Below are 6292 nucleotides of genomic sequence, written 5' to 3' on the forward strand. Positions count from 1 at the left end.
CCGCAGCGTCCAGCGGGCGCCCTCACACGTCACGGACAGGTCCTCGGGCCCCCGTATGCTCCTGCGCATGAGTTCCGAGCAGCCTGCCCGTAAGCGCGACCGCGCCGCGACACGTGAGGCGATCCTCGCCTCGGCCGTCGCCGAGTTCACCGAGCACGGCTACGCCCGGGCCGGGGTGCGGCAGATCGCCGAGCGGGCGGGTGTCACGGCGATGATGATCAATCGCTACTTCGGCTCGAAGGAGCGGCTGTTCGCCGAGGTCGTCGACCGTGTCTTCGGGCCGCCGACCGTCGTCGGGGACCGGCTGCCCGGTCTGGCGGACTCGGTCGCCCGCGCACTGGCCGAGCGCACGGCGCCCGACGCCGCTCGGCTCGACCCGTTCCTCCTGCTACTACGCTCGGCCTCGGACCCCGAGGCGACGGGCATCGTCCGGCAGGGCATCGAGACCCATGTCGGCGCCCGGCTCGCCGGACTGCTCGAAGGCCCCGACCGGGAGGTACGGGCGCAGCTCGGACTCGCGGTGATCGCCGGCACGTGGCTGCTGCGCAGCATCGTCGGCACCACCGCCCTGGCCTCGGCCGACAACGACCGTCTCGCGGGCCTGATCGCCGACATGCTCCGCCCCGTCACCCAGGAGACCGGCAGCGCACCCGGCTCCGTCGGCGACCCGGACGTCACCGGCGCATAGCCGCCGATGGCCCGGCCGCCATGGCGAGCGCTCAGAACGCCGAGCGGATGAGCCCGCCGTCCACGCGGATCGTGGCTCCGCTGACGTACTGGGCGTAGTCGCTGCACAGGTACGCCACTGCCGCCGCGATCTCGTCGGGCTCGCCGAAGCGTTCCTGGTCGTTGGGGATGAGGGCCCGCACCGCGTTCGGCTGGATCTCTTCCCAGGTGTCGCCCCAGCCGCGGGCGGGGCCGATCTCCGTGACCAGGTCCTTCGTCGCCTCGACGAGGATGGCTCCGGGGGAGACGACGTTCGAGGTCACCCCCGTGCCCTTGAGTTCACGGGCGAGGGACACGGCGAGGTTGTGACGGGCGGCCAGGGTGGCGTTGTACTGGGGGTGGGTGTTCATCGGCTGGGAGGCGAGTCCGCCTCCGATGGTGACGACCCGGCCCCACCCGCGCTCGCGCATCGCCGGAACCAGGTGCTGGATCATGCGGACGCCGGAGACGACGTTGACGTTGTAGGTGCTTCGCCATTCGTCGGGACTCGCCTCGGACCACGACAGATGCCGGTAGAAACCGGCGTTGTTGACGAGGATGTCGACGGCACCGCCCTCGGTCACCGCCCGGGCGACCTCGGCGGCCCCCTCGTCGTCGGAGAGGTCGCCCACGACGGCGGTGGCCGTCCCGCCGGTCTCGCGGATCTCGCGCGCGACTCTCTCCGCCCGCTCCTTGTCCCGGCCGTGCACCACCACCGACGCTCCCTCGGCCGCCAGCAGCTTCACGGTGGCCTCGCCGAGCCCGGCGCTCGAACCGGAGACGAGTGCGCGCTTTCCGGTCAGATTGAGGTTCATGTCTGTTCTCTCTCATGAGGTCCCTAGCCGCGACGGCAGGAACTACGTGTGCCTCTGCCAAGAAGTCTACGACTGTATACTTCCGTGGACCGAATGACTCCGAGTGACATGCGACACGGACGCCTGAAAGGGCAGGGACATGACAAGTACAGCGGCCCGGGTGGGCATGGTCGTCGTACGCCTCAGCCCGCCGTGGGCCAGGTGCGCAGCTGGGCAGCGATCCTGGCGGTGGTGCAGGCGGGGTCGCGGAGCAGGTCGCGCAGGGCGAGGGCGTCGTCGCGGGTGGGCTTGAGGGGGATGCCGGAGGCTTCCAGGTACATGACGCCGGTGGCCGCGGCCACGGCCATGTTGGAGCGTTCCAGCCAGCGGCAGCGGCCGAGGATGTGGACGAGGGCGGCGGCGCGGGCGTAGGGGCCGTCGTAGACCGGCTGGTCGAGGAGTTCGGCGCGGTGGGCAGCGACGGCGGCGACCGGGATGCCGTAGTCGTCGGGTGCGGGGTCGCGGGCGCCGGCGATCTCGGCGACCTGGAGGATCCAGGGGACGTCGATGTGCAGGTCCATCAGGCGGCGTGGGCTCCCTGGGCGGCGCGGTCGGCATCCTCGGCCTCGTCGAAGAGGGCCTGGTGTTCGTCGAGGAAGCGGCGGGCGGCTTCCAGGCCGCGGGCGCGCAGACCGTCGGTGTCCTCGCGCACGAGGGCGGCGATGTAGTCGCCGACGCTCAGGCCGCGGTCCTTGGCGCGGGCCTTGGCGAGTTCGGCGACCTCGTCGTCGACGCGGGCGCCCAGTTGTGTCTTTGCCATACGGGCATGGTAACAGCTGTTACCAGATCTTCGGAGGGCGTTGTGTGACGGCTTCGGTCGCTTCGGTCGCTACCGATGGGCCTGGGGGTCGGGCTGGCCGCCGGTGATGATCGTGGTGAGCTCGGAGAAGCAGGCGGCCACCACACCCGGCGTGACCTTGCAGTCGAGGAGCAGCACGCCTTCGGCCCCCTCGGCCTGCCAGTCGCGGGCCGCCTCGAGGTCGGCCGCCGAGCGCACGGTGACGCCGCGGGCGCCGAGCGCGCGGGCCGTACCGGCGAAGTCAGTGTCGCCGAAGAGCATCGAGGCCGGGTCGGCGCCGCGGTCGCCGAACAGGACGACCTCCATGCCGTAGCCGCCGTCGTCGTAGATCACCACGAGGGCCGAGCGGCCGGTGCGGATGAGGGTCTCGAGTTCGGGCAGGCCCATGAGCGCGCCACCGTCACCGAGGGCGACCACGGTCGTGCGGTCGGGCCGGCCGACGGCCGCGCCGACCGCGCCTGCGAAACCCAGGCCGATGCTCTGGAAGGCGGCTCCGGTGAAGACGTAGGCGGCCGGGTCGGGGACCGTCCAGTACATGGCGGGCCAGCCCACGAAGTGGCCGCCATCGGTGACGAGGGTGCGTTCCCCGGGGAGCAGGCCGGCCAGGTGACGGGTCAGGGTGCGCGGGTCGATCCGGTCGGCGGACCGCGCCTCCTCGAAGGGCTCCTGGTCCCAACCGAGGCGGGCGATCCGGTCCTTGGCCTCGTCGCGCCAGGTGGACGAGGGCAGTGCGCGGGCCTGGACACCGTCGAGGAGGGCCGTGGCCGCGTCGGTGGCGTCGCCGGTGAGGTGGAGGTCGACGCGGCCGGTGGTGGGGGCGGATCGGAGGTCCACCTGGACGAGCGTCGCGTCTGCGGCGAGGAGCCTGCCGTCGGCGAGGGTCCACTCGTCGAGGCTTGCTCCGAAGGCGAGGACGACGTCCGCTTCGGCGATCAGTTCGGCGGCGCGGGGCGCGGCGAACCCGCCGCACACGCCCAGCGACCAGGGGTTGCCGTTGAAGAGACCCGTGGCCATGGCGCTGGTCGTGTGGAGTGCGCCGAGCCGGTCGCCGAGGTCGGTGAGAGCTTTGGCGGCTCCGGAGCGCCAGGCGCCCAGGCCGCCCAGGATCAAGGGCCGCCGGGCGGTGGCCAGTGCTTCCAGGACGGCGGCCGTCCCGGCGGGGTCCGCCGTCCTCCGGGGCGGTCGCCGCGGGAGGTGGTCGGCGGGAGTGCGCTCGGTGACCTGGGCCGTGATCAGGTCCTGCGGCAGGCACAGGGCCACCGGGCGCTGCTCGGTGCGGGCCAGGCGCAGGGCCCGCAGGGTGTCGGTGCGGGCCGTGGTGAGGTCGCCGAGCCGGACCACGGGGACCCCGAGGGAGCCGAGGAACGTGTCCTGGTCGATGTCGATCCGGCGCGGACCGGTCGTGGGCACGTCGCCGCACAGCAGCAGGATGCCGCTGCGGTGCTTGACCGCGTCGGCCAGGCCCGTCGCGGTGTTCGTCAGTCCCGGGCCCGCGCCCGTGGTGCACACGGCGACCTCGCCGGTGGTGCGGTGGTAGGCGTCCGCCATGGTGACCGCGCCGCCCTCGTGGCGTGCGGAGAGGTAGGAGACACCGTGCCGGGTGAGTCCGGCGACGGCGAGGACGTTTCCGTTGGCCACAACCCCGAAGGCGTGCCGTACGCCGTCGTCGGCCAGTGTCTGTGCGATCGCGTCGGCGAGAGTTGTCATCGTTCGGCCTCCGTGCCGCGTGTGTACGCGGGACGCGTACGGCTGGGGGGTCGCGCGGCGGGGTGTTCATACTGAACACGTGTCTTTCAGGGGCCGAAGTTCACCGGCGGTGCGCGGGGAGCGGCGTCATGAGACACGTTTCCCACTCACCAAAATTGGATAGATGCACACTTCATCGAATGCCCTAGACTCCAGGTATGCGTATCCTCTTCTCCAGCACTCCGCAGCATGGCCATCTCCTGCCGGTGCTCCCTCTGGCCCGCGCCTTCCGTGACCGTGGCGACGAGGTCTCCGTGATCACGTCCGCGTCCTTCGGGCCGCTGTTCGCCGCCGAGGGCATCACCCTGCTCCCCGTCGGGCCCGAGATCCCCGAACTCCTCGCGGAAGCGGCCCGGCTGGCCGGGGTCGACGACCCGACGGTGCCCGACCCCGCCGTCGCCGCGGAACTGTTCGCAGGCGCCCGGATCGACCTCACGGCGGACGCCGCGATCGCCGCGGCACGGGAGTTCGGGCCGGACCTGATCGTCGCCGAGGCCACGGACTACGTCGGTCCGCTCGTCGCCGCCGCGCTCGAGGTCCCCTACGCCAAGCTCGCGTTCGGCCCGCTGATCCCGGCCCAGTTCACCGATGTCTTCGACGCGGTGGCCGAGCGCCGCTACCAGCAGCGCGGCCTGACCGTGCCCCGTCCCAGCTGGTACCTGGACCCGTGCCCGGAGGCGCTCCAGGGCCCGGACTGGCAGCCCCCGCAGGGCCGACTGCCGCTGCGGCCGGAGCCGCACCGAGGTCCCGGCACCCCGCAGGCGCCCACGCCGGTGTCCGCCGGCGGTGCCCGCCCCAAGGTGCTGCTCTCCTTCGGCACGCACTTCGCCGACCCCGGGCTGCTGCGGCCGGTCATCGACGCCCTCGCCACGAAGGCCGACCTGGTGGTGACCCTGGGGCTGACCGCGACGGCGGCGGACTACGGCGACGGCCTAGACCACGTCGAGTTCGTCGGGTTCACCCCGCTGGCCGAACTCCTCAACGGCATCGACCTGGTCGTCACCCACGGTGGCGCGGGTACGACGCTGGCCACGCTCTCGCGCGGGCTGCCGATGGTGGTCGTACCGCAGGGAGCCGACCAGTTCCTCCAGGCGGGCGCGGTCGCCGCCTCGCGGACCGGCGTCGCCGTCATGCCTCCCGCCGGCGCGGAGGCTGTCGCGGAGGCGACGGCCGCGGTTCTCGACGACCAGGAGTACCGGGCCAACGCGCAGCGGATCGCCAAGGAGATCGCGGCGATGCCCTCGCCCGGCGAGGTCGCCGACACACTCGCCGGTCTCGTCGGCTGACGCGGCGCAGGGATCAGGCGTCGCTCGGCGAGGTCGCCGACACGCTGGCGGGTCTCGTCGGCTGACGCGGCGCAGGGGTCAGGCGTCGCTCGGACGCGCGACGAGTGCGGCGACCGCCTGTTCGGTGAGCCAGCGCTCCGTCTCGTCCCAGGACCAGCCGTGTTCCGCGACGAACAGGCGCCAGGACGGCAGCCCGAACAGGAACCACAGCATGTCGGTGGCGCGCTCCATGCTCAGGCCCGGGCGCAACGCGCCCAGTTCCGCCAGGCGTTCCGCGAGAACGCGCAGCGCCTGGCGGTAGGCGGCGGAGACGTGACGGAGTTCCTCCTCGACGTGCTGCTCCACGGCGGCGGCCGTGATCATCACCTGGACGACGTCCAGATGACGTTCGTTGTCCAGGCGCACCCCGTGGGCCAGGGTCGCGACCGCCGTCTCGGCGTCGGTCGCGGTACGGACGGCGTCCAGCGTCCGTTCGACGACCGGATCGTCCACTCCCCGGTTCATCAGGACGGCGAGAATGGCGGACTTGCCACCGGTGCTCGCGTAGACGGTGGGCACCGCGATGCCGGCTTCGCGGGCGATGTCGCCGATCGTGACCTTCGCGTACCCGTGTGCCACGAAGAGCCGCAGGGCGGCGTCGAGAATCGCGGTCCGGGTCCCCGCGGCGGCTTCGGCACGCCGGTCGTTGCGGTACGGTCGCCGCCGACTGCCGGTGTGCCCACTCACGCTGTCCGCTCCGGGCCCGGGCAGAAGCGTCCTCTTCTTTCGTCAGTCACCCGCATATGATGCCGCGCCCTGGCGATTTCACGCCGACTGAACCCCGCGGGTGTGCCGGTGCGTCCACGGTGTGAACGTTCTGGCGGATGGTCGTACGTGTTGCAAGCCATGACGCCCGTCGCCAT

The 6292-nt window shown here is 72.2% G+C and carries 7 protein-coding genes; 2 read left to right on the top strand and 5 right to left on the bottom strand.

Features of this window, described 5'->3' with window-relative positions; translation table 11 throughout:
- Positions 1-67: 67 nt before the first annotated feature.
- Positions 68-688: a TetR/AcrR family transcriptional regulator gene (locus IQ210_RS46455; RefSeq protein WP_228049645.1), complete on the top strand. Its 621-nt coding sequence runs from the start codon at positions 68-70 to the stop codon at positions 686-688.
- Between the two features lie 31 nt (positions 689-719).
- Here the strand turns inward: IQ210_RS46455 and IQ210_RS46460 are convergent, their stop codons facing one another.
- The 4 genes from IQ210_RS46460 to IQ210_RS46475 form a co-directional block, all read right to left on the bottom strand.
- Positions 720-1520 (bottom strand): SDR family NAD(P)-dependent oxidoreductase, encoded by an 801-nt coding sequence (locus IQ210_RS46460; protein WP_194085309.1) that lies wholly within the window; start codon positions 1518-1520, stop codon positions 720-722.
- A gap of 182 nt (positions 1521-1702) precedes the next feature.
- On the bottom strand, positions 1703-2080 hold the full coding sequence (locus tag IQ210_RS46465; protein WP_194085310.1) for a fic family toxin-antitoxin system, toxin component: 378 nt from the start codon (positions 2078-2080) through the stop codon (positions 1703-1705).
- Positions 2080-2319, bottom strand: coding sequence for a hypothetical protein (locus IQ210_RS46470; protein ID WP_059197689.1), 240 nt, complete (start codon positions 2317-2319; stop codon positions 2080-2082). The genes IQ210_RS46465 and IQ210_RS46470 overlap by 1 nt, the downstream gene beginning before the upstream one ends.
- 69 nt (positions 2320-2388) lie before the next feature.
- Entirely contained in the window at positions 2389-4065 is a 1677-nt protein-coding gene (locus IQ210_RS46475) for a thiamine pyrophosphate-binding protein (protein WP_194085311.1), read from the bottom strand.
- 197 nt (positions 4066-4262) lie between these two features.
- On the opposite strand from IQ210_RS46475, the gene IQ210_RS46480 reads away from it, so the two are divergent.
- Complete coding sequence (locus IQ210_RS46480) at positions 4263-5390, top strand: glycosyltransferase (protein WP_194085312.1); 1128 nt, start codon at positions 4263-4265, stop codon at positions 5388-5390.
- A 78-nt stretch (positions 5391-5468) separates the two neighbouring features.
- Here IQ210_RS46480 and IQ210_RS46485 read toward each other — a convergent pair whose 3' ends face one another.
- Positions 5469-6116: a TetR/AcrR family transcriptional regulator gene (locus tag IQ210_RS46485; protein WP_194085313.1), complete on the bottom strand. Its 648-nt coding sequence runs from the start codon at positions 6114-6116 to the stop codon at positions 5469-5471.
- Between the last annotated feature and the right edge of the window lie 176 nt (positions 6117-6292).

Source organism: Streptomyces justiciae (assembly GCF_015163075.1).
GTDB classification, from domain to species: domain Bacteria; phylum Actinomycetota; class Actinomycetes; order Streptomycetales; family Streptomycetaceae; genus Streptomyces; species Streptomyces justiciae.

Excerpts from the sequence above, each read along its gene's own strand:
- IQ210_RS46480 (WP_194085312.1), top strand. The coding sequence starts at position 4,263 with ATGCGTATCCTCTTCTCCAGCACTCCGCAGCATGGCCATCTCCTGCCG.
- IQ210_RS46455 (WP_228049645.1), top strand. The coding sequence starts at position 68 with ATGAGTTCCGAGCAGCCTGCCCGTAAGCGCGACCGCGCCGCGACACGT.
- IQ210_RS46465 (WP_194085310.1), bottom strand. The coding sequence starts at position 2,080 with ATGGACCTGCACATCGACGTCCCCTGGATCCTCCAGGTCGCCGAGATC.
- IQ210_RS46470 (WP_059197689.1), bottom strand. The coding sequence starts at position 2,319 with ATGGCAAAGACACAACTGGGCGCCCGCGTCGACGACGAGGTCGCCGAA.
- IQ210_RS46475 (WP_194085311.1), bottom strand. The coding sequence starts at position 4,065 with ATGACAACTCTCGCCGACGCGATCGCACAGACACTGGCCGACGACGGC.
- IQ210_RS46460 (WP_194085309.1), bottom strand. The coding sequence starts at position 1,520 with ATGAACCTCAATCTGACCGGAAAGCGCGCACTCGTCTCCGGTTCGAGC.